The sequence below is a fragment of the Pseudoxanthomonas beigongshangi genome (assembly GCF_016820515.1).
Taxonomy (GTDB): Bacteria; Pseudomonadota; Gammaproteobacteria; order Xanthomonadales; family Xanthomonadaceae; genus Pseudoxanthomonas_A; species Pseudoxanthomonas_A beigongshangi.
Genome location: NZ_JADHDV010000014.1, coordinates 39,014 through 59,586, shown reverse-complemented (window position 1 = coordinate 59,586; position 20,573 = coordinate 39,014). Strand labels below are relative to the sequence as shown.

Annotated in this window: 22 protein-coding genes; 16 read left to right on the top strand and 6 right to left on the bottom strand. The window is 66.8% G+C overall.

Going from position 1 to position 20,573, the window contains the following annotated elements; all coding sequences use genetic code 11:
• The first annotated feature begins 6 nt into the window (after nucleotides 1-6).
• Nucleotides 7-456: a hypothetical protein gene (locus IQ458_RS11935; protein WP_203322940.1), complete on the top strand. Its 450-nt coding sequence runs from the start codon at nucleotides 7-9 to the stop codon at nucleotides 454-456.
• A gap of 101 nt (nucleotides 457-557) precedes the next feature.
• Here the strand turns inward: IQ458_RS11935 and IQ458_RS11930 are convergent, their stop codons facing one another.
• Nucleotides 558-1,352 (bottom strand): winged helix-turn-helix domain-containing protein, encoded by a 795-nt coding sequence (locus IQ458_RS11930; RefSeq protein ID WP_203322939.1) that lies wholly within the window; start codon nucleotides 1,350-1,352, stop codon nucleotides 558-560.
• Between the two features lie 230 nt (nucleotides 1,353-1,582).
• Here IQ458_RS11930 and IQ458_RS11925 point away from each other — a divergent pair, with 230 nt between their 5' ends.
• The 4 genes from IQ458_RS11925 to IQ458_RS11910 all read left to right on the top strand — a co-directional run bounded on the left by IQ458_RS11925 (nucleotide 1,583) and on the right by IQ458_RS11910 (nucleotide 6,179).
• Nucleotides 1,583-2,353, top strand: coding sequence for a hypothetical protein (locus IQ458_RS11925; protein WP_183637938.1), 771 nt, complete (start codon nucleotides 1,583-1,585; stop codon nucleotides 2,351-2,353).
• A gap of 100 nt (nucleotides 2,354-2,453) precedes the next feature.
• Nucleotides 2,454-3,908, top strand: coding sequence for a serine hydrolase domain-containing protein (locus IQ458_RS11920; protein ID WP_203322938.1), 1,455 nt, complete (start codon nucleotides 2,454-2,456; stop codon nucleotides 3,906-3,908).
• A 224-nt stretch (nucleotides 3,909-4,132) separates the two neighbouring features.
• The gene (locus tag IQ458_RS11915; RefSeq protein ID WP_203322937.1) at nucleotides 4,133-4,483 is read left to right on the top strand and encodes a hypothetical protein; all 351 of its coding nucleotides are present in this window, start codon (nucleotides 4,133-4,135) and stop codon (nucleotides 4,481-4,483) included.
• Nucleotides 4,484-4,763: 280 nt separating this feature from the next.
• The gene (locus tag IQ458_RS11910) at nucleotides 4,764-6,179 is read left to right on the top strand and encodes a GGDEF domain-containing protein (RefSeq protein ID WP_203322936.1); all 1,416 of its coding nucleotides are present in this window, start codon (nucleotides 4,764-4,766) and stop codon (nucleotides 6,177-6,179) included.
• 19 nt (nucleotides 6,180-6,198) lie between these two features.
• Here IQ458_RS11910 and IQ458_RS11905 read toward each other — a convergent pair whose 3' ends face one another.
• Nucleotides 6,199-6,816, bottom strand: coding sequence for a LysE/ArgO family amino acid transporter (locus IQ458_RS11905; RefSeq protein WP_183637929.1), 618 nt, complete (start codon nucleotides 6,814-6,816; stop codon nucleotides 6,199-6,201).
• A 104-nt stretch (nucleotides 6,817-6,920) separates the two neighbouring features.
• On the opposite strand from IQ458_RS11905, the gene IQ458_RS11900 reads away from it, so the two are divergent.
• Complete coding sequence (locus tag IQ458_RS11900) at nucleotides 6,921-7,817, top strand: LysR family transcriptional regulator ArgP (RefSeq protein WP_203322935.1); 897 nt, start codon at nucleotides 6,921-6,923, stop codon at nucleotides 7,815-7,817.
• A gap of 101 nt (nucleotides 7,818-7,918) precedes the next feature.
• Nucleotides 7,919-8,539 (top strand): glutathione S-transferase family protein, encoded by a 621-nt coding sequence (locus tag IQ458_RS11895; protein ID WP_183637923.1) that lies wholly within the window; start codon nucleotides 7,919-7,921, stop codon nucleotides 8,537-8,539.
• Nucleotides 8,540-8,611: 72 nt separating this feature from the next.
• On the opposite strand, the gene IQ458_RS11890 is transcribed toward IQ458_RS11895, so the two are convergent.
• Nucleotides 8,612-9,817: an acyltransferase family protein gene (locus IQ458_RS11890; protein ID WP_203322934.1), complete on the bottom strand. Its 1,206-nt coding sequence runs from the start codon at nucleotides 9,815-9,817 to the stop codon at nucleotides 8,612-8,614.
• A 369-nt stretch (nucleotides 9,818-10,186) separates the two neighbouring features.
• Here IQ458_RS11890 and IQ458_RS11885 point away from each other — a divergent pair, with 369 nt between their 5' ends.
• From IQ458_RS11885 to IQ458_RS11845, 9 genes are all read left to right on the top strand, one after another.
• Complete coding sequence (locus IQ458_RS11885) at nucleotides 10,187-10,576, top strand: hypothetical protein (RefSeq protein ID WP_203322933.1); 390 nt, start codon at nucleotides 10,187-10,189, stop codon at nucleotides 10,574-10,576.
• Nucleotides 10,573-11,355 carry an aminoglycoside adenylyltransferase family protein gene (locus tag IQ458_RS11880; RefSeq protein ID WP_203322932.1) on the top strand — a complete coding sequence of 261 codons (783 nt, stop codon included), beginning with the start codon at nucleotides 10,573-10,575 and terminating at the stop codon, nucleotides 11,353-11,355. Before IQ458_RS11885 ends, IQ458_RS11880 begins: the two co-directional genes overlap by 4 nt.
• Nucleotides 11,356-11,804: 449 nt before the next feature.
• Nucleotides 11,805-12,197, top strand: a complete 393-nt coding sequence (locus IQ458_RS19595) for a SymE family type I addiction module toxin (protein WP_235996797.1) — start codon at nucleotides 11,805-11,807, stop codon at nucleotides 12,195-12,197.
• A 193-nt stretch (nucleotides 12,198-12,390) separates the two neighbouring features.
• A complete protein-coding gene (locus IQ458_RS11870; protein WP_183637917.1) occupies nucleotides 12,391-13,026 on the top strand; it encodes a DUF6348 family protein in 636 nt (211 codons plus the stop codon).
• Nucleotides 13,027-13,292: 266 nt separating this feature from the next.
• Complete coding sequence (locus tag IQ458_RS11865) at nucleotides 13,293-15,512, top strand: TonB-dependent siderophore receptor (protein WP_203322931.1); 2,220 nt, start codon at nucleotides 13,293-13,295, stop codon at nucleotides 15,510-15,512.
• A complete protein-coding gene (locus IQ458_RS11860) occupies nucleotides 15,509-16,723 on the top strand; it encodes an alpha/beta hydrolase-fold protein (protein WP_203322930.1) in 1,215 nt (404 codons plus the stop codon). Before IQ458_RS11865 ends, IQ458_RS11860 begins: the two co-directional genes overlap by 4 nt.
• Nucleotides 16,720-17,007, top strand: coding sequence for a hypothetical protein (locus tag IQ458_RS11855; protein ID WP_203322929.1), 288 nt, complete (start codon nucleotides 16,720-16,722; stop codon nucleotides 17,005-17,007). Before IQ458_RS11860 ends, IQ458_RS11855 begins: the two co-directional genes overlap by 4 nt.
• Nucleotides 17,004-17,306 (top strand): hypothetical protein, encoded by a 303-nt coding sequence (locus IQ458_RS11850; RefSeq protein WP_235996796.1) that lies wholly within the window; start codon nucleotides 17,004-17,006, stop codon nucleotides 17,304-17,306. Before IQ458_RS11855 ends, IQ458_RS11850 begins: the two co-directional genes overlap by 4 nt.
• A gap of 21 nt (nucleotides 17,307-17,327) precedes the next feature.
• Nucleotides 17,328-18,938, top strand: coding sequence for a PepSY-associated TM helix domain-containing protein (locus IQ458_RS11845; protein ID WP_203322928.1), 1,611 nt, complete (start codon nucleotides 17,328-17,330; stop codon nucleotides 18,936-18,938).
• A 102-nt stretch (nucleotides 18,939-19,040) separates the two neighbouring features.
• Here the strand turns inward: IQ458_RS11845 and IQ458_RS11840 are convergent, their stop codons facing one another.
• The 3 genes from IQ458_RS11840 to IQ458_RS11830 form a co-directional block, all read right to left on the bottom strand.
• On the bottom strand, nucleotides 19,041-19,586 hold the full coding sequence (locus IQ458_RS11840; protein ID WP_203322927.1) for a dihydrofolate reductase family protein: 546 nt from the start codon (nucleotides 19,584-19,586) through the stop codon (nucleotides 19,041-19,043).
• Entirely contained in the window at nucleotides 19,586-19,987 is a 402-nt protein-coding gene (locus IQ458_RS11835) for a VOC family protein (RefSeq protein WP_192199417.1), read from the bottom strand. Before IQ458_RS11835 ends, IQ458_RS11840 begins: the two co-directional genes overlap by 1 nt.
• A gap of 171 nt (nucleotides 19,988-20,158) precedes the next feature.
• The gene (locus tag IQ458_RS11830; RefSeq protein WP_203322926.1) at nucleotides 20,159-20,563 is read right to left on the bottom strand and encodes a VOC family protein; all 405 of its coding nucleotides are present in this window, start codon (nucleotides 20,561-20,563) and stop codon (nucleotides 20,159-20,161) included.
• Nucleotides 20,564-20,573: the final 10 nt, after the last annotated feature.

Genomic DNA, 20,573 nt, shown 5'->3' with positions numbered 1-20,573 from the left:
TCAATCATGAAGACGTCCACCGCGTTGCTGTATGCGATCTTCCTGCTCGCCGCGCCCACGGCCATGGCCTGGCCCGATGAAGCAACCACGCCCGCGACGACCATCACCGGCGGACATTGGAAAGCCGACGCCCGGGAGGGAACCTACCGCGTCGTGGTCGAAAGCGTCGGTTTCGAACATGTCAGTTGCCGGGTGTGGATCGAATGGATGAGCTTGCCCGAACCCGGACAACCTGCCCGGGTGGCGGCCCGCGTGCCGTTCGTCGAGGTCTCGACCGGATTCTGGTCGTGCAACCCCGGGGGCAAGGCGATCGCGCTGACCAACAACGCGCCTACCCACAGCATGCTGATCAACAGCACGCTGACCATCGACACCACGCATACGTACTCGCGGGAGGCGCGGACGTTCCAGGCCGTCCTCGGCGCGCCCGGGGAGTATCGAATGGTCGGGCAATGATGCGGGCGAAGCGGGTGTGGAGTCGTCGCTCCCGGTGACGTCAGCGGGCCGCCCATCCGCAGCCGGTGTCGCGATGCGCCATCACGGCCGCATCGTTGCGGTCACGAGCGCTTGTTTTCCAGCGCGCCGGTCAGTCCCGCCGCCATGCGCTCGGCCAGCGAGCGCTGCAAGGGCACGTAGTCGTCCATGTCCGTGTCGCCGGTGAATTCGTCCGACCACAGCAACTTACCGTCCCGCTTGTCGACCAGGGTCAGCACCACGACGGTCCGCCGGGGCGTCTGCCGGACGCTGACGCGCGCATGCAGATCCGCTTCCTGGCTGTCGGCGGCCACGCTGTAGCCCGCGGGCAGGTGGTGGCTGAGCCGCGCGGTCAGGCTTTCGCGCAGGCCGGCATTGAATTTCGGGAACAGCACGTATTCGCACAGGCCCTGCACCGGTTCGATGGCGATGCGATGCCGGGGCGGGGATAGTGCCGCGTGCGCCCAGAGCGCGCCGCCGATGCCCAGCGCCACGGCGAGCAGGCCGCCGGCCAGCGGCCACCGGTTCGGGGTACCCGCGGTCGGCGGCGGTGGTCCCGGCGCATCGACTTCGCCGGCCAGCGTGGCGATGAAGCGATAGCCCGCGCGAGGTCGGGTCTGGATGTAACGCGGGGCTTCGGCGTCGTCTTCCAACAGGGTGCGAATGCGGCGGATGCAGGTGTTGAGGGCGGCGTCGCCGCCGGTGCCGGCGCGTGGCCAGAACCGTTCGAGCAGTTCCTGGCGGGGAACGATCCGATCCCGGTGCTCGATCAGGTAGGCCAGGACTTCCACCACCTGCGGCGACGCATCCAGCGGAACGTCGTTCCGGAACGCCTGCAAGGTGGTGGTGTCCAGCCGGACGTCATCGAAGCACAGCATCGCTTTCTCCTGATTCCCGTGGCCCGAAAGCCTTGCGGTGACGACATGTCAGCCGATGTCACGACATGTCAGTGGCCGATTCTGCCAGATGGCTCCAGGCTTTTCCGGACCGCGCCGCCGGTATCCGGTCGGGAAGGGTTTCCCCCTGCGAGTCCGCCCTGACGGCCGGCCTGCCGGTGATATCGGTCGGTCGTCGCTGTCGTCTTTCCACATTCCCCTGGAGCCTGTTCATGCATTTTCCCATCCGTGTTGCGTGGTGCCTTCTTCTCGTCTGCGCCGGCGTGGCCGGTCCGGCCCATGCGGAACGGACGGACGTGGAAGTCCGGGTACTGGCGCGGGGCGCCAAGTTCCTCGGCGGCTACACCGCGCCGGTGCGGGTGGTCCTGAGCGATGCGGACACCGGCGAGATCCTGGTCCGGGGCCAGACATCGGGCAGCACCGGCGATACCCGGCTCATCATGGACGCCGGAAGAAAACCGGGCGGGAAAGTTTCCACCGCCGATTCGGCGCTGTTCCGGACGACCCTCGATCTGGATGGTCCGCGCCGGGTCACCGCGAGCGTGACCGGGCCGCTCGGCCAACCGCAGGCCATCACGACCGCCACCAGCACGCAGTGGATCCTGCCGGGCCGCCACCTGACCGCGGGCGATGGCTGGCTGCTGGAATTGCCGGGCCTGATTGTCGATCTGGCCAGCCCGGTCGCCTATCAGTGGATCAAGACCGGTACGAACGTGCCGGTGCGGGCGGGGGTCACGATGCTGTGCGGCTGCACGATTTCCGCGCAGGGGCCGTGGCGCGTGGCCGACACCGAGGTCGAATTGCATGTGACGGTCGACGGCGGCGCGCCGCGCCGCTATCCGCTCCGGTTCGATCCGGACAGCGGCTTGTTCGGCGCGGACATTCCCGCCGACCAGCCCGGGCTGCATGAGCTGGAAGTGCGCGCCTGGATGGGGCCGAGCAACAATGCGGGCGTGGCGCGCACCGCCTTCTTCGTCCAGTGAGCGCCTGGCCAGATCGCATGCATCACAAGGCAAGCAAAAAACTGCCCCTCCCCCGCCTGCGGGGGAGGTTGGGTGGGGGCCCGGCAACAGGAGCGACGGAATGAAGTGCAAAAGGTTGATGGCGATGCTGATCGTGCTGGTTGCCGTGTTGCCGGGTGCCGCCTTCGCGCGCGACGACGACGCGCTGTCCCGTTCACTGGAACGGCAAATGACGCTCAACCGCGAGCGCTACGGCATCGCCGGCCAGGCATTGCTGGTCGCGCATGATGGCAAGGTGGTGTTCCGGGGCGTGGACGGCGAGGCCGACGTGAAAACGCGCCGACGGGTCGCGAGCGGCGATGTCTTTCCCGCCTATTCACTGGCCAAGCTGTTCACCAGCACGCTGATCATGCAACTGGTCGAGAAGGGGCAGGTGGATCCGGATACGCCGGCAAGCACCTACCTGCCCGGACTGCCGGCGGCCTGGCGGACCATTGCCGTGCGGGATTTCCTCGATCACACCTCCGGCGTGCCGGAATACTTCGACAACCGGAACGGTGCCGGCGCGGCGGCGGACACGGTGTTCGCCCCGGATCTGGCGGGTGTGTTCACGTCGCTGGCGGACAGGCCGATGCAGTTCGCTCCCGGCACCGACACGCGCTACACGCAGACCAACTATCTGGTGCTGGCCGCGCTGCTGGAAGCCCGCTACCGGAAGCCGTATCCGCGGATCGTGGAGACGCGCATCCTCGGCAGACTCGGCATGCGCCACACCTGGCTGGGTCCGGCCGGATTGCCCCCTCGAGGCGTGGTGACGAGCTACATCGGCAAGGAAGGTCGCCTGCAACAGGAACAGGATCTGGCCTGGCCCGCCTATGCCTACGGCCATGCCGGCCTGTATCTGACGCTGGACGACCTGGGCCGTTTCCTGCGGGCGATGACCTCGGGTGAATTGGTGGGCAAGGCGACACTGCGCCGCCTCTGGCAGCCGCGCACGCTGTCCGGCGGAAAGCGCGGCTGGTTCGCCGCCGGCTGGGAGTACGGCGAGAGCGACGGCTACCGGCAGGTCGGCCATGACGGTGGCGCCCGCGTGCGGGTCCGCATCGTGTTCAAGGATTCGCTGGACGAAGACGTCCATGTCTTCGCCTATCTGACCAATGGCAGTACCCGGAATGTCTGGTCGCGCGTGCCGGTGGACAGCGCAATGGCGGCGACGGCGCCGGAACGGTTCACGGCGGAGGCGTTGTCGGAAAGGCTGGTGACGTATGCGTTGCAGGCCCCCGTCGAGGGAGATGTGCAGGCGCAGGCCCGGACGATTCGCGCAGGCGGCGTCCTCGACGCGGCTGAACTGGAACGACTCGTCAACACCACCGGCTACGCCGTGCGCGAGAACCTGGGCGTGGACGCGGCATTGCGCGTGTTCGAACTGAATACCGTCCTGTTTCCCGGGTCGGCCAATGTCTGGGACAGCCTGGCGGAAGCCCACGCAGCCAAGGGCGAGATGGACAAGGCGGACGCACTGCGCGACAAGGCGCGGCGACTTGCGGTGCCAGCGGGTGAGCCGCCGCCGCGATAGCACGGAGCCAGGGAGCGCAAGTCGTGTGCGGGATGCGCGTTCCTTCCAGAAGACGCATGAATTCGACTGACGTAGTATTTCGCGTCGTCGGCTCTTGTCCTGTTCGAGGAAAACACGGTGGCAATACGGAGTGCGGGACTACAGGACCTCCCACGGATGATTGAACTTTCCGAGGTGAAACGCGCCAGCTACGAAGCGCACTCGCCTGTGTTCTGGCGCAAGTCGTGATATTCGTTGCTGAAACGGAAGAACGCTGCCTGTTCGTTTTCGCCAGCGAGGCGGAAGCCGTTGCGCGGTGCGAAGGACTCGATGTGGAGGCTGGCGTCTGGGTCTTCTGGGACGTAGATGGGGCGCCGCTTGAGCCCGAGTTCACTGTGCCGAACGTGCAGGGACTGTTCTGGGTCGGAAATGGCAGCTATCGCCTGATCAAGGCGTCGCCGGGTCATCATGCGGATCTTGCCGAGGCACTTGACGAGATCGTGCTCATGGAGCCGAATCCGTTTTTCTCTTCCCTGAAAGAAGTGCGTTCGCATATCGTGGCCGGTGGAGGGGCAGGCGGCAGCGAGGGTGGGTAGACCACGGGGCGCCGCCTTTCGATATGGCGGAAGAACATCATTGATATCCCCGGACGGCCCGATGCGTGCCAGGTGCCCTTGGCGGCAGCAGGAGCAAGGGGAGGAATGACGGGCAGCATTACGCTTGGCGCCCGAAGGGGAATCCGGATAGCGTCATTTCCCCGTGGACCTGAACGACATGGCGCTCCGGTCCGCTTGCCGGCGCCCCCTCTTGACCCCGGCATCACGAAGATCAATTTTTAGTGGCGATGACGGGGGGAGAAAGGATACCGGCGCCGACATGGCCTACCTGATCATGATGCTGTATGTCGCGGCGCATGCGTGCGCGATCGGTCTGTCGGCCGCGGCGCCGATGGCGTCGTTTCCATTCCTGGTGGCCGCGCCGACGATCGCGGCGGCGAGTTGCGTGGCGCGGATGTGGCGAACGCGCTGGTGGGACCAGAGCTGGCCGGCCGTCGGGGTCGCCATGCTGCTATGGGCGTCAGGCATGTTCATGGCGATGTGGCAGGTCCGCACCGGCAGCCCGGCCGCCGGCACCGCGAGCCTGCTGCTGTACGTGCTTTACGGAGTGCCGCTGACATTCGCGATTGCCAGCGTTGGCAGGGAAGCCTGGTACCTGCGGCTGATCGACGCGGTGCTGGCGCTCGCGCTGGGCGTGCTGTACGCAATGCGCACCGCGGCGCTGGCGACGGATCAGGACGTCGGCAGCGCCGGTTTCCTGGATCTGCGGATGATGCTGGACCTGGAGAACCTGTTCATCGCCGTATTCGCGGTGACCCGGCTGGTGACTGCCACCGCATCCCGCGCCCGCGCGTTTTTCCGCGCGCTGTCGTGTTTCGCGATCGCCTACCTGCTGGTCGCGGTGGCGATCAACCACTTCTTCGCCGATGTCGATTTCGGCCACTGGGCCGATCTGATCATCCCGCTTCCCTTCCTGTGGCTGGCGGTGCTGGCGTGGAAGGTTCCGGAAGAGGAACCCATCCGCGTCTATCCGCCGCGCCGCAGCCACCTGGCGCGGGCCGGCAGCCATCTGTTCCTGCCGCTGACGCTGATGCTGATTTCCGCGCTGGTGGTGCAGGCGCAGCCCCTGCTGGGCACCGTGGGCTTCGTGCTGGCGACGCTGGGTGCAGGCATCCGCGGGGTTCTCCTGCAAATCCAGACCTACGAGGAACGCGACTACTTCGACGCGCTCTCGCGCATCGACGGACTGACCCGGATTCCCAATCGCCGCCACTTCGAGGAAACCATGGAGCGCGAGTGGCGGCGCTCGATGCGCTCGGGCGATTCGCTGGCGCTGCTGCTGATCGACATCGACCATTTCAAGCAGCTCAACGACACCTACGGGCATCCGGAAGGGGATCGCATCCTCCAGGCGGTCGCGCATGCGCTGGCGGGCTGCGCCTCGCGGTCGTCCGATACGGTGGCGCGCTATGGCGGCGAGGAGTTCGCCGCGCTGCTGCCGTCGATCAGCCGGGCGGGCGCGCTGAACGTTGCCACGGCCATGCGTGAGGCCATCGAACAACTTGCGCTGCCGTCTCCCACGCCCGAAGGGCGGGTCACCGTGAGCATCGGCGTGGGATTCATCGCGGCGGTGCAGGGCGGACGCGCGCACGAAGTGCTGACCGAGGCGGACGAGGCGCTCTACCAGGCCAAGGCCGAGGGACGGAACCGGGTACGGGAGCGGGGCGCGCGATAGCGGGCTCGCAAGCCGGAACTCAGTCCAGCGGCCGCAGCAACAACAGCAGGCACAGCGCGCCCATGAACACCGCCATGAGCGCATCCAGCACCCGCCAGGCCACCGGATTGCGGAACACCGGCAGCAACAGGCGTGCGCCGTAGCCGAGGGTCGAGAACCACGCCACACTGGCGAGGCAGGCGCCCACCGCGAACGCGGTCCGTGCCGCTCCCGCGTAGCGGGTGGACAGGCTGCCCAGCAGCACCATCGTGTCCAGGTAGACGTGTGGATTGAGGAAGGTGAAGGCCAAGCAGGCCAGCCACACCCGGCGCCAGTCGGCTTCCGCGCCGGTAGAAGGCGAGAGTGAACCCGTGCCGTGCCAGGCGCGCCGCGCCGCCAGCCATCCGTAGACGCCCAGGAACGCGGCGCCGCCGTAGCGAAGCGCTTCCAGCAACGCCGGCCACCGCCGCACCAGCGCGCCGATGCCGGCCACGCCGCAGGCGATCAGCAGGATGTCGCCGAACATGCAGGTCAGTACGACCAGGCCGACATGCCGGCGTTGCAGGCCCTGGCGCAGCACGAAGGCGTTCTGCGCGCCGATGGCGATGATCAGGCCGGCGCCGGCAACGAATCCGGCGGAGGCGGGGGCAAACAGCATGGTGGTGTTCCATTGGGCGGGAAGGGAGCCTGTCGCGCCCGCTGGATTAAGGCAAACTGTTTTTACTTCACGTAATGAAGCAAATCTAATCAAGGCCATCGTCCATGGACCTCATCCATCCCCAACTGGCCGCCTTCGCCGCCGTACTGGAAGAAGGCAGCTTCGAAGCCGCGGCACGCCGCCTCTCGGTCACGCCTTCGGCCATCTCGCAGCGGATCAAGGCGCTGGAAGACCGCCTCGGCCAGGTCATCGTCGTGCGCCAGGCGCCATGCCGGCCCACGCCCGCCGGGGAAAAACTGCTGCGGCGCGTCCGGCCGATGCAGGCGCTGGAAGCCGAGGCGCTGGCGGACTTCCTGCCCGAGACCAGCGCGGCGCCAGCCACGCGCTCGATCGCCATCGCGGTGAACGACGATTCGCTGGAAACGTGGTTCATCGTCGCGCTGGCACGCCTGCACCAGCGCCACGGCTACCTGTTCGATGTGCGCGTGGACGATCAGGATCACACCCTGGAACTGCTGCGCGACGGCACCGTACTGGGCGCCGTCACCGCCGAGGCACGCGCGCTGCAGGGCTGCAACGTGCATCCACTGGGCACCATGCGCTACTGCGCGATCGCCTCGCCAGACTTTGCCGCGCGGCATTTCCCGTCGGGCGTGGACGCCGCCTCGCTCGCGCGGGCGCCGATGGTGGTCTACAACCGCAAGGACGAGCTGCAGGCGCGCTTCGTCCGCCGCATCACCCGCGCGCGCATCGCCCCACCCACGCATTACCTTCCCACGTCCACAGGTTTCGTGGACGCCGCCGCGCTCGGCCTGGGCTGGTGCCTGGCACCGGCCTCCATGGCCGCGCCCGCGTTGAAAGCGAAGGCGATCGTCAATATCGACCCGTCACGCTGGATCGACGTGCCGCTGTACTGGCAGCACGCGGCGGTGCGGTCCACCACGCTCAGGCAAATCAGCGATGCACTGCGCGAAGTGGCGGCGGAAACACTGCGCGGCTGACGAAACAGAACGAAGAGATCATCAGGCCGTCGCTATACTGCGTGCCCGACAAACCGGGCGTCGGACATCCGCCGCCCATCTCTGCCGAAGGAACCCGCGACATGCTGAAGATCTGGGGCCGCATCAATTCCTCCAACGTCCGCAAGGTGTTGTGGGCGGCGCGGGAACTGGGCCTGGCCCATGAATCCATCAATGCCGGCGGCGCGTTCGGCGTTGTGGATGGTCCGGAGTACCGGCGGAAAAATCCCAATGGCCGGGTGCCGATGATTGAGGATGGCGATTTCGTCCTTTGGGAATCCAACGCCATCGTCCGCTACCTGATGGCGCGGTACGGCACCGCGGATCTGTATGCGACGGATCCGATGGCGCGGGCGGTCGCGGACAAATGGATGGACTGGACCACCTCCACCTTCGCCGGACCGTTCCGCACCGTGTTCTGGGGTGTCCTGCGCACCCCGCCCGAGCAGCAGGACTGGAATGCGATCCATGCCGCCATCCACGAAATCGACGAACTGCTGCGGATTCCCGAGCAGGCGCTGGCCGGACAGCCTTACCTTTCCGGCGAGCGTTTCGGCATGGGCGACATCCCGCTGGGCAGTTTCATCTATGCATGGTTCGAGATGCCGATTGAGCGCGCGGCCACGCCGCATCTGTCCGCCTGGTATGAGCGTCTGAAGGCACGGCCCGCCTATCGGGCCGCGGTGATGACCGCGTTGACCTGACGCGCCAACGGAGCGCGCGAGGAAACCGGCATCCCGCGACAGTGTGGGGCGGATTCGTCCACGAATTACCCGTCACGACCAGCGGCGCGGATGCCGACGCCCGTTGATCCAGCCGCCCAGCCGGGTGGTGCGGACGAACAGCCCGTAGCTGCCCAGCAGCAATGCCAGCGCGATCAGCAGGACGGCGATGAACTTCAAGCCGGCCGGGCCGGGCACGCGCACGATCAGCACCTGCAGGGCCATCACCACCGGGATGTGTGCCAGGTAGATCCAGTAGGACGCGTCGGCCAGATAGCGACGGAAGGGATGTGCCTGCGCGAATGCCCGCAGCGCCGCGCCGGTGAGGCCGAAGGTCCAGCTCCACGCGCCCAGCGCGTAAAGCGCCGCATATAGCCAGGTGCGCGGCTCCCGCGCGGCGGGGACCAGCACCACCTGGCCTCCCAGTAGTGCCAGGCAGAACAGCGTGCATGCCGCCGCGATGACGAGCTGCGTTCGCCAGTGTCGCGCCAGTCCGGGCAGCAGATCGTGCCCGCGATGCAGCCACCAGCCGAACAGGAATGCGCTGCCGAAGGCGACGCACGCGGCCAGCGGGGGATACAGCGATTGATCCGGAGTGGGAATGCCGAAGAACGCGTACCACTTCGCCGTGGTCGCCAATGCGATCGCCAGCGGCAGGGCCAGCAACGCCGATCCGGCACGGGATGCCAGCACGCGGGTGACCGCGTCGCCCCATCGCAGCAGGACCGGCGAGAACGACAGGCGGCCGATGACGGCGCGCAGCGCCAGCAGCACCGCGTAGCAAAGCGTCAGCACATACAGGAACCACAAATGGGTCAGCGGAAACGTCTCCGGCGTGAGCGGTGGCGGAGGCGGCGACGGCGGCAGGGTGCCGCCGTTGTCCAGCATCGCGCCCAGCGCCAGCGCCGACACGATGCCGGTCATCACCAGCGGCCAGCCGGCCAGCAGGACCAGGGTGACGCGCCTGCCGCGATCGCGGATGAAACCGCCGGTTCCCAATCGTTCGCAAGCCAGCCGGCCGAAGAAGCCGGCCAGCAGGAAGAACAGCACCATCCGGAACATGTGCGGGATGTAGAAGCCCAGGCCGATCCAGGCGGAAGGATCCGGATCGTGGGCGATCCAGAACGCCTTCGCGCCCGGCATGAAAGCCATGCTGGCGTGGACCACCAGGCCCAGCAGCAGCGCGAGTCCGCGCAGTGCGTCCAGGCCATGCAGGCGCTCGCCGTCGGCGGGGGAAGCGGGAAGTGAAGAGGAAGACATGGCAGGATTCCTTTTTTGGGACATGCGCGTCCCCGGCCCGCCGTGGGACGGCAGGAGCACGCGTGGAAACAGGGAATGACGCGGCACGCGGCCGCTGGGCGGATCAGCGGTCCGGCGGGTGGACGACGGATGGCATGGAGGCGATTCCGGGTGAAGGTACGACCGTGATTCGCGCCGGGACGGAAAAAATCACGGCGCTCCGATGTTCAGCCCGAGCCTGTCCGTGGAGGGCGTGCCGGTATCGGTGGTGTCTCGCCGAAGCGCCTTCTTCCGTATCGCCGCGGAAGAGCCGGATGCGGCAGGTCCGTGGAAATGACGGGCCGGATGGTATGTTTCCTCATCGGCCCCGCGCGAAGGACAGGAGCAGCCATGAGGAATGCATTGCTTGGCGTGGCAATCGGAATCGCATCCGCGTTCGTGACCTGCCAGGTTTCCATACATGCGTTGGCCCGCACCGCCGCGATCGCCATGCCGCGCGGATTTCCCACGGGGCTATGGGATGTTTTCGTGGTGTTTGGACCCGGCGCGTGTTTGGTTGCCCTGGTAATCCATGGAATCGCGCTTCGGATGGCGTCCATGCACATCCCCGCAGCCTTGCTGGCGTTCGTCGCGACCTGTGTCGTCGCGCTGGCGGCCATCGGCAGTCTGCCGGTCGGCGGCAAGACCCTGCTGGCCTGGACGCTGGGCGCGGGCCTGGCCTCATGGTGGGCGGCTCGCGGCAAACGGCATCGGCGAGACCTGGCTAGCCTGACGTCGTGAATTCTCTGCAGACAATCCATGCCATCAACGTGCCCACCCAGGCCCGCGACGCCATCGATGCGTTGCGGGAAGGACTGGGGGACAACCTGCTGGCCATCTATCTTTACGGCTCCTTTGTCGAAGGCGGTTTGCGCGCGCAGAGCGATATCGATTTGCTGGCGATCCTGCGACGGCCATTGGCCGATGCCGAACGCGGCCCGTTGATGCGGAAGCTGCTGGCCTTCTCCGCGTATCCGGTGAGGGAGCAGGTTCGTCCGCTGGAAGTGACTTTCCTGGTCCTGAACGATATCCAGCCGTGGCGCGCTCCGGCCCGGCGCGAATTGCAGTTCGGCGAATGGCTGCGGACCGTGCTGGAAGCAGGCGAGGTCCCCGCGGCCGAACCAGATCCCGATATTGCTCTGTTGCTGACTCAGGCGCGTGCCAAGGGCGTCGCCTTGCACGGACCGCCGGCAGCCGATCTGCTGCCGGCGATTCCATATGCGGACATCCGCGATGCCATCCTCGCGATGATGCCGGAGGTGGCGCGCAACTGGCGCGGCGAAGAGAAGCACGCGCTGCTCACGCTGGCGCGCATGTGGGTAACGTTGCGGACGGGCGGGATTGTCGCCAAGGACGTCGCGGCCGAACATGTCCTCGCGCATCTGCCTGGTGAACATCACCCGGTCCTGCGACATGCGGTGGCGGTGTATCGCGGTGAGTCGGAGGACGATTGGATCGGGTGGGAGGAGCAGGTCGAAGCCTGCGTCAATTGGCTGGAGACGAACGCCATCCTGGTATGAGGTAGCGCCGAGCTTGCTCGGCATTCTTGTCTTGGATGGTGGCCGAGCAGGCTCCGCTTCATGGCGTCGCGTGCCCCCATCCGCCCTTCGGGCACCTTCCCCCGCAAGCGGGGGAAGGGACCGCGTGACGTTTGCCAGGGGGCGGAGCAACTCCGCTCTATGTGCTTGATCTTCGCTGTGTGTCGTCGCAACATCGCAATGCTGCCATCAATCCGGCAGACGGGTTTAGCAGCCCGCAACCACAAGGCGCACCAGCGCCCATCTCCGATGATCGGCGCTTTTCTTGTGCCCGAATATCGGTGCATGGGCATGCCCGTTTCATGGCGGGCGGTGCGCGGAGACCGCAAGGTCTGCCGGTTCTTGTGGACCGGTCTGCTAACCGCGCACCGTCCGTCGCCTTCGTTTAGCAGCGGGAGCGGCGGATTCTTCACTCCACAAGGAATCCAGACATGATGTCTCCCCAACAGAAGAACACGCGGACCCGCAAGGTTGCAGTGTCCGTGTCGAGCGCTCCCGACTCCGCCGCCGAACGTTGCGTTGGCCGGTCAAAGTCGCCCGGACCGGCGAAGGCCGCATCGCCAGCTATCACCGAACTCCGTACTGCGCCGGAAACACCAACGCCGCGTCCGCGATTCCGCATTCCCCGGCGCTGCACGGTGGGTTACCAATACTACGACGAGCGTCGGGGCGAGCAGTTGGTGGGACGTGCGGTGCCGATGTTGCGGCTGTCGGGGCGATGGTTGGAGCAATGCGGATTCGCCGTGGGCGATGAATTGCAGGTCACGGTGGGCGAGGGCGTATTGGTTTTCAGCCGGCGGAAGGAGGATGGTGGGGCGGTGTAGCGCCGAGCTTGCTCGGCGTTTGTGGCTTGGGTGGTGGCCGAGCCAGCTCCGCTTCATGGCGTCGCGTGCCCCCATCCGCCCTTCGGGCACCTTCCCCCGCAAGCGGGGGAAGGGTTCGGATGTGTAGTTTGGGGTGCTTGGCGGAACGGGTGGTAGCCGCGATGATGGCGGCTGGAAATGAAGTGAAGCCTTGATGATTACCTCCACCGTTACCGAAGCGCTGTCCCAACTGTTCGACGGCCATGGCATCGCCCATGTGGTGGAGGGCGACTGGATCGCGCCGAACGGCGAGCTGCCGGCGATGCGCGCGGTCTGGCATCCAGGCGAAACGACCGGACGACTGGACGTGCACGTGGTGCTGCCGGACAAGACCATCGTCGAGGAGAACTTCGCCGGTATCGGCGAGGGCGAGGATGGACTCAATGACGGATTGGCCAATTTCACCCGCAATTCCTTCCATGTGTTGCTGTCGGCGCTCTGGGGTCAGGTGGATGAGGAGCAGGTGACGGTGGAGACCTGGTCAATCGGCGACAGGGACTACGCCGCGCACATCGGCAACTTCGGCACGCGTGGTTCGGCGGGCATGCAGCCGCCGATACCTGACGGGCTGTTCGCGCGGCTGGAAGCTGCCATCCGCGCCGAGCCGCTGGCGGGGCATACGCACTGGTTCCGGTTTTTCTTCTGCAATCTCAATGGTGCGTTCACCGTCGAGGCCTTGCGCGACAGCGAGCCGTGGGATGTGGGCGAACAGGCATTGGCGTCAGCAGGTTGGGCGGCGCAGGACGGGTACTACAGCGTCCGCCTGTTCCTGATGCTGCGGGCGGTCTGAGGGGCCAAATCCCAGTCCTCGTCACTCCAGCAAATGCTGGAATCGCTCTTTGCGTGATGCCGCGGTATTCCAGTGGTTCCCACTCGCGCGAAAAAATGGGGCCCGGCGTTCGCCGGGACGACGGGGGACAGGCTTTCCCGCCACAACCGAGCGCCGGCTTGACTCAAATCAATTGCGAATCATTCTCATCAAGGTAGAATTGCCCCAATAGCCGCTGCGGACGCAGTCAGCCAACCTCTTCATTCCAGGTTGGTTCCGTGTCCAGCATGCAACGGCGCGCTTTCGCGCGCACCCCGCTTTCCCTCCCCCTCGCCTCGCTTCTGGCATTGTCCGGCGCCGCCACGGCGCAGACCACGTTGCCGTCGGCGGGCGAGGCGGACGCCCCCGCGCCCACCACGCTCGATACCGTCCGGGTCAACGCCTACCGGACCACTTCCCACGCGCAAGGCGCGACCAAGACCGATACCACCATCGCCGAGACGCCGCAGTCGGTGTCGGTGATCGCGCGCGAGGAACTGGATGCGCGCGGCGTGCAGAACCTCAACGACGCCATGCGCTACGTGGCCGGTGTCAGCCTGGAAAGCACCGGTATCGACAATCGCGTCGACGATTTCCGCATCCGCGGCTTCGATGCCGGCAGCTGGAGCAACAACGTCACCCTCGACGGGATGCGCGCGCCGCAGGGCGGGCAGTGGAACCGGACCATGTTCGACAGCTGGAACCTGGAACGGGTGGAAGTGTTGAAGGGGCCGTCCGCGGTGATGTATGGCCAGGTCGCCCCGGGCGGCATGGTCAACCAGGTCAGCAAGACGCCGCGGCCGGATGCGGAGCAGCAGCTGCGCATCGGCGTGGATGGTCACGGCCAGGCCAGCGCCGCGTTCGACGTCGGCGCGGGCAAGCAGGGCGATGCGCATCTGTTCCGCCTGGTCGGCCTGTATCGCGACGGCGACACACAGATCAAGCACACCGAACAGAAGCATGGCTTCCTCGCACCCAGCTACAGCTGGCAGATTGCCGAGCGCACCCGCCTGACCCTGCTGGGGCTCTATCAGAAGGACGACGGCGGTTCGACCTACCAGTTCCTGCCAATGGACGGCACCCTGCGACCGACCCGCTATGGCCGGATGAAGAACACCACCTTCATCGGCGAACCGGACTGGAACACCTTTGATCGCACCATCTGGACCGCCGGCTGGCTGTTCGAGCACGCCTTCAACGCGAACTGGACGGTGGGCCAGAGCGCGCGGCGCACGCATGTGGACTCGCTGTTCCGCACGGTAGTCACCAGTGGCGGCCTCAATCCCGATGGCCGTACCCAGAACCGGCGCGCGACCTGGGGCACGGGCGACTCGGATGGTGATACCGTCGATACCCGCCTGCAGGGCAAGTTCGACACCGGCGCGGCCTCGCACACGCTGCTGCTGGGCATGGACTGGCAGAAGGCCGATTGGGACGCCCAGCGTGGAGCGATGACCAATCCCGCGCCGATCGACATCTTCCGTCCGGTCTACACCGGTTACGTCCCGGTCACCCGCAGCATCAGCCTGTCGCGTGGCATCAACCGCCAGACCGGCGTGTACCTGCAGGACCAGATCGCGCTGGACAACTGGCGCTTCACTCTCGGTGGCCGCTACGACTGGACCAAGGACGACACCGCGACCGCCACCCACACCGTGGCCACCGGCGTTACCGGTCCGTGGACGCGCACGCAGCTGGACGCCGAGGCTTTCACCGGCCGTGCCGGCGTGGTGTACCTGTTCGACAACGGACTCACGCCGTACGTGAGCTACGCCGAGTCGTTCCAGCCGTCCACCACCAGCGTGTTGCAGAGTTTCACCCGCACGCCATTCGATCCGATCACCGGAAAACAGTGGGAGGCGGGCCTGAAGTACCAGCCCGCCGGTTTCGATGGCCTGGTGACGTTGTCGGTGTACGACCTGCGCCAGCAGAACGTGCTGACCCAGGATCCGGATACCGCGCACAGCAACTGCGGTGCCACCGGCCAGGATCGCTGTTCCATCCAGGATGGCGAGGGACGCGTGCGCGGCATCGAACTGGAAGGCCGCATCACCCCGCTGGAAGGCTTCAGCGTGATCGGCGCGGCGACCCGGATGGACTCGGAAATGACCCGCAGCGATCTCTACCAGGGCAAGCAGATCGCGATGGTGCCGGACTACACCGCCTCGCTGTGGGCGGATTACACCTTCCAGGGCGGTGCGCTGGGCGGACTGAGCCTGGCGGCGGGCGTGCGCTACAACGGCGAAAGCTACGGCGACAGCGCCAACGTGTACCGGATTCCCGCCTACACGCTGTTCGATGCGGCCCTGCGCTACGACCTGGGCGATCTCGGTGGCGTGCATACGCAGTTCAGCCTCAACGTCAGCAACCTGTCGGACAAACTGTACGTGTCGACCTGCGGGGGCGTCTCTTCCTGCTACTACGGCAGTGGCCGCACGGTGACGGCGACGGCGAGGTTCAGCTGGTGAGGGCGCTGCTTGTCCTCATCGCGGCCGTGTTGCTGGCGACGGCGATGCCTGTGGTCGCGCAGCCGGACCTGAGCCGGCGCATCGGTACCACCGTCGCCGATACGGGCGCGCCGGGATACCGCTTCGAACGCGTCATCCTGCCAGCCGAAGCAGGCGGGCAGGGATACCGGTTCAACCTCGCGATTCCGCTGGCGCCGCCACCCGCGACGGGCTATCCGGCGGTCTGGCTGCTGGACGGCAACGCGGCGCTGATGGAGACGCCGGCAACCCTGTTGCAGGCATTGGCGAAGGCACCTTCGCCGCCGCTGCTGGTGTTCGTCGCCCACGACAACGATCTGCGCATCGACAGCGCGGCGCGCGCGCATGATTACACCCCGCGCCTGCCTGGCGGGGAGGCCGCGCAGGTCGATCCGTTGGGGCGGCGCAACGGTGGCGCCGACGGTTTCCTCGACCTCCTCACCGGCGCCGCGCGCGAGCGCGTGCGCCAGGTGGTGCCACTGGACGATGCGCGGCAGGCGATCTGGGGACATTCCTACGGCGGCGTGTTCGTGTTGCATGCGCTGTTCTCGCGGCCGGATGCGTTTGCCACCTATGCGGCGGTGGATCCTTCGTTGTGGTGGGGGGAGGGGTATCTGTTGAAGGAGGCCGGCAATGCTGCATCCGCCACGGCTGTGACGTTGTGGTTGGCGGCGGGTGAGAACGGCGCTGATGCCGCTTCGGGAAAGGCGCCCCCATCCCAGCCTTCCCCCGCAAGTGGGGGAAGGGGCGAAAGCGGGATGCCCAATGACTCCCTCCCCCGCCTGCGGGGGAGGGCCGGGGCGGGGGCCACCGAAGCCGAACCCCGACCCGCAAACGACGAAGACAGCTCCCTCCCCCGCGTGCGGGGGAGGGCCGGGGTGGGGGTCACCGAAGCCGAACCCCGACCCGCAAACGACGAAGACAGCTCCCTCCCCCGCGTGCGGGGGAGGGTTGGGGTGGGGGCCATCGAAGCCGAACCCCGACCCGCAAACGCCGACCGACCGGATCACGCCCCGATGCGGCGCGCACGCGACGCGGTACCACCGGGCGCGGCGAAGGATCTGGTGGAGCGGCAACGGGCGCGTGGCGTGGAAGCGCGCTACGTCCCGCTGCCGGGTCTTTCGCACGGACAGACGCTGGGCGCGTCATTGCCATTGTTCCTGCCCGCGTTCGCAGGCATGGCGCCGCCATGAATTCCATCCTGATCGCATTGGCCGCGGGCACCGGCATCGCCGGTGCCGCGCTGCTTTACCTGGCCTCGCCGCAACAGGCGTGGCGCGCCGCCGGGCCGTGGCCGGCGCGTGCGCGCGGCTGGCCGGGCGGCCTGTGCCTGCTGATCTCGCTGCTGGCGCTGTTGCAATTGCTGGGCGCGCTCGCCGCCACGTTCACTTGGCTGACCCTGCTGATGCTGGTGTGGTCGCTGATGCCGTTCCTCGGCGCATGGCGCGCGCGCAACCGCAAGAGGGCGGCGCGATGAGCCGGGCCGCGCCGAAACTGCAGAGCCGGCATTGGCTGGGCAAGAGTTGCGCGGGCCTGCTGCTGGGCTTCGGTTTGGCGCTGGCGCTGTCGGGCCTGTTTGCCTGGTGGGGACCGGGCGGCATCGCCGGCGGGCCGGGCAAGCTGCAATTCAACATGTGGCTGATGGCGCCTATCTGGACGGTCGTGCTGGGTTTCGTGTTCCTGTTCCGCACCCCGTTGCGCGCGTGGCTGTGGCTGTCACTGGCCAACGCGCTGGCGTTCGGCCTGCTGCATGCCAGCCGCGGGCTGCTGGGTTGACTCCTTCCACCGGTTTTTCGCATGCGCATCCGCAACGACATCATCAAGGTCTACAAGGACGTCCATATCTGGGTGGGCATCCTCAGTGGGCTGTGCCTGTTCATCGCGTTCTATGCCGGCGCGCTGACCATGTTCGAAAAACCGATCGAGCGCTGGGCCAGTCCACCGAGCCAACTCGCGCCCGCCGTGCCGCTGGAACGGGCGCCCGAACTCATCGCCGCCACCGTCGCCGCGCATCCGGAAGCCGCGCGCGACTACGAAATCCGCGTCACGCCCACCCCGGACATGCCGGCGCGGATGCTGTGGCACGTGCGAGGCGAGCGCCGTGGCGAGGTCGCCAGCTTCGCCGCGTCGCTGGATGGCGACGGCCATCTGCGGACCCAGGCGCTGGAGAGGGCCGAAGTCGCCGAATGGATCGACGTTCTGCACCAGCAGGTCGGCCTGCCGTTCCCGCACGAAGTGGCGATGCCGATCATGGGCGTCATCGCGCTGCTGTACTGCGTGGCGTTGGTGTCCGGCGTGATCGTCCTGCTGCCGACCCTGGTCAAGGATCTGTTCGCGCTGCGCATTGGCCACAACCTCAAGCGCATGTGGCTGGACGCGCACAACGCGCTGGGTATCCTGAGTCTGCCATTCCACATCGTGATGGCGCTCACCGCCGTGGTGTTCGCCTTCCACGACCAGTTCTACGATCTGCAGGAACGGGCGGTGTATCCGACCGCGATCGAATGGGGCAGGGAGCCGCCTCCGGAACGGCCACCCGGCGCACAGGTACTGGCGCCGGCCGAGCTGGTACGGCAGGCGGGGTTGCAGGCGCCGGGCTTCGAGGTGCTGGCGGTGAACTACCAGAGCCGTGGCGGGGTGACCCAGGCGCGGCTGGAGGGCGTGGATCCGCGCCATCCGATCCGTGGCCGCATCTCCACCCTGGTCGGCGCCAATCCCTATACCGGTGAACTGCACCGCGACGACATTCCCGGGCGCCATGCGGGCTACGAGACCGCGATCGCCAGCTTCTTCAGCCTGCACTTCGGCAACTTCGGTGGCCTGCCCGTGCGTTGGGCCTATTTCCTGCTGGGCCTGGCCGGGGCGATGCTGTTCTACACCGGCAACGTGCTTTGGCTGGAGTCGCGGCGCAGGAAGGAACGTGGCCAGGGTATCGTCGCGCAGCGCCGTTCGAGCCGGGTGATGGCCTGCCTGACCGTGGGCGTGGCGCTGGGTTGCGTGGCCGGCATCTCCGCCACGCTCGCCGCGGCCAAATGGCTGCCGGGGCGCGTCGAGGATCCGGCGCTGTGGCATCGCATCGTCTACTACGCGGTGTTCCTGGGGACGATCGGATGGGCGTTCCTGCGTGGCGCCGGTCGCGCGTCGTCGGAACTGGCGCTGTTCGCCGCGGCGACCACCCTGCTGATTCCGCTCAGCAGTCTGGCCGGTCGTTGGCATCTGGGGGGCGCGTGGTTCCCGCCGGGCGTTCTGCCATGGGTGGATGGCATCGCGTTGCTGGGAGCCGGCGCGCTGATGCTGATGGCGCTGCATGCACGACGGCGCGCGCGCTTCGGTCCGCGTGACAGCGTGTGGGCCGGGCCGGACACAGGCGCCCTGGTGGCATCACCGGAACCTCTCGCATCGGAGTAGCCATTCCGCGCGACAGGCATGTCCGGGCCACTACGGCAAGGCGATGCGAAGAAAGGGAGCCTCCATTGCCTTGCGGCGCGCAAAGCGCTTGAGGACGGCGCGCTACCGCGGGTGCTGAACGGCGTAGCGTTCCTGGACGAAACCATTTTCGGAATGCGTTGCCGCGATCAGGCGCAGGTTTTGTTCGGGGACATCGGCACCGAACAGCGGTATGCCATTGCCCAGCAGCAGTGGGACGCGGGTGATGGTCAGCTCATCGATCAGTCTGGCCCGCAGGAAGCGTTGCACGGTGTTGCCGCCGTCGATATATAGATGGCGGCATCCTTCTTCGGCCAGTCGCCGGGTGATTTCTTCCGGTGAACCGCTCATCCATCGCACGTCGGCGGGCTGGCCGGCGGAGGTGTCAGGCGGTCGCGACGACAGCACGACGACCGGCAGGGCGCCATAGGGCCACTCTGGTAAGGTGCGGACCTTGTCGTAGGTATGACGTCCCATCACCAGGACGTCGACATCGGCGATGAAGGCTTCGTAGCTGAGCCCGTTGAGCAGGGAGACGGCGTATTCGGGGCGCAGCAGCCAATCGATATCGCCATCCGCTCCGGCAATGTAGCCGTCCACGCTGGCGGCGATGTAGACCGAACACTTCATCACGCCAGATCCCCACGATGGACCAGATGGATCTTGTTGCCATCGGGATCGCGCAGGTAGGCGCCGAAATAGCCTTTGCCGTAGTGCGGGCGCTCACCGGGCTCGCCTTCACTTCTGCCACCCGCCAGCAGGCCGGCGGCATAAGCCTGCCGCACCTGCTGCTCATCACCGGCGAGGAATGCCAGCATGCTGCCGTTGCCTGCGCTGGCGGGCTGCCGATCGAACGGTTGATAGGCATAGAACCGGGGCAATGCCTGGCCCGGCTTGATCCAGCAGCGGGCCGCGGGGCCACCATCCGGTATCACTTCACGCTGCCGCAAACCCAGCGGCAACAGGATCGCGTCGTAGAACGCGGCCGCGGCATCCAGATCGCTGACACCGACGGTAACGTGGCTGAACATGGAACCTCTTCCGGGAACGGTGATTTTTTGTGGGCGGAAACAGTATCAGCGTTGCCGGTGAATGGACAGTTTGGACGGCATCGATCATCTGCCGAGTGCACGATGATCGAATGTCGACGATCAGGACAACCGCCGGGCGATGCCGATCATGGCTGCGGCAACAGGGACGGCTTATTCCGCCGGCCACTGGAAACACAGCAGGAAGCCATCCGGATCGCTGACGTACAACTGCTTCATCCCATACGGCGCCACCTTGGGGGGCTCCACGTCGACACCGCGCTCCCGCAACTGCCGGTAGGCCGCGTCCGGATCGGGGCAACCGAAGTAGAGGCAGACGTCGCGATGCTGCGACAGGCGTGCAGGATCCGGCGATGCCGGCCGGTCATCCGCCTCGTATGCCGTGTTCAGCATCAGCTCCGCCTCGCCCAGCCGCAGCAATCCCCAGTCGAACCGGTCGCCCTCGCGTGCCGAGGTCTGGACGATCTCGAACCCCAGCACGTCGCGATAGAAGCGGACCGAGGTCGGCATGTCGAAAACCTGCAGCAAGGCGCACACGCCACGCACTTCGATGCTCATGATGTTCTCC